We start from the raw sequence: 1,760 nt of genomic DNA, 5'->3' as shown, positions 1-1,760 counted from the left end.
CACGCAAAATATTGGCTATCATCAAACACGTATTTCCACACGGGTATTTATGAAGATAACACAAGCCATCAGGACTTAGGCGACCATGGTTTTGACTGGGCTACGAATGAAGCCACAGGCGTTGTTGTCCCTTTTACGCTAGGCTACCAGACAACGTGGGATAACGATGCGTTACCAAGAAGATATGAAATTGGCGGCTGGTATGACGGTGCTGACTACACCGACCCAGTTTTTGACGAGCAAGGAAATTATGCCGCCTTATCGGGAAATGACTACGCCGTTCGAAATGGTCGCTCCGGTGTGTTTGCTCGCTTCGAGCAGACCGTCACTCGCCCCAACCCGTCCACTAAAGAAGGGTTAACCTTATTTGGCGCTGTGCTTACCGGCACTTCGGGGGAACTGATTGAAGACTATTATCTTAAAGCGGGTTTAGTAATGCGCGGAACGCTTGCTTCTCGACCTAACGATACTATTGGATTCGTCTTCACCCGACAGCAGTACACCGATGAGACCTTAGAAGACCAACGTATATTGCGAGCGATGAATGGCGGTGTGGGCACCCCACCGAGTAGTCAAACAATGTTGGAGTTGAGCTACGGTTATCAGTTAAACCAACACGTTCGCATTCAGCCAAATGTACACTATATTATTAACCCCGATCAGTTCGCAGAACGCGACAGAGTTAGCGAGCTTGATGATGCGATTGTATTGGGCCTAAGGTTTGACGTAAATCTTGCGGGTCTTCTCATACAATAGTCTGTATTATTTCCCGTCAATAAAATAAGAGCGCATTAAGCGCTCTTATCAAAGTAATCACCGTCATTATTATAAAGTACGGTTTAAGCAATCCAACCGCGTACAAATTGTGTATTCACTACTACTGCACATCGCTTAATGGTTACATCGTGGTGTTGTTTTGGCCAGCTGTCCATTTTTGCATACCGAAATAAGGGCACACATGGTCATTGGTCTTATCACCAGATGAATCTTTGCGACAACGTATTACACATAAAATAAGGATAGTGAATGACAGATTCAGTACTTTTTAGCTCGTTTGATTGGGCCAGCAACACATTGCAAAACCGCATGGTATTAGCGCCAATGACGCGAGGGCGTGCGGGTGAAGACCGCATACCGAATAAAATCATGGGCGATCACTACGTTCAACGTGCCGATGCAGGTCTTATCATCACAGAGGCAACCGCCATTTCAGAAGAAGGCATTGGCTGGGTTGATACCCCTGGAATTTATACCGACGACATGGTTGAAGGCTGGCGTTCTATTGTAAATCGCGTTCACGAGGCGGGTGGCAAAATTGTTCTTCAGCTGTGGCACACTGGCAGGGCCTCTCACAGCGATTTTCACAACGGAGATTTGCCCTTGTCGGCCTCGGCCATAAAAATTGAAGGTGACGAGATACATACGCCCAAAGGCAAAAAACCTTACGAAGTGCCAAAAGCGATGACGTCAGACGATATTAAACGCACCGTAGAAGACTACAAAAAAGCAGCCATTAACGCCAAAGCCGCAGGGTTCGATGGCGTAGAGGTTCACGCTGCGAATGGCTATCTTATCAATCAATTTTTAGATAGCCGTAGCAATCAACGAGAAGACAGCTATGGCGGTAATCTAGAAAATCGCTACCGCTTTTTAGCTGAGGTAATGGACGCCGTGTTAGGCGTGTGGCCAGAGGAAAACGTAGGGGTCAGATTATCGCCAAATGGCGCCTTTAATGATATGGGCGCTGATGATTTCCGCGA

General features: G+C 46.9%; 2 protein-coding genes. Both read left to right on the top strand.

The window, feature by feature from the left end:
- A partial coding sequence (locus AC3WVG_RS11655) for a carbohydrate porin (protein WP_488798289.1) occupies nt 1-756 on the top strand: 756 nt, incomplete at its 5' end.
- 270 nt (nt 757-1,026) lie between these two features.
- Nucleotides 1,027-1,760 (top strand): oxidoreductase (locus tag AC3WVG_RS11650; RefSeq protein ID WP_488798288.1); only part of this gene is annotated, 734 nt, incomplete at its 3' end.

The sequence above is a fragment of the Desulfovulcanus sp. genome, assembly GCF_982781345.1.
This window is presented reverse-complemented; position numbering and strand designations above follow the sequence as displayed.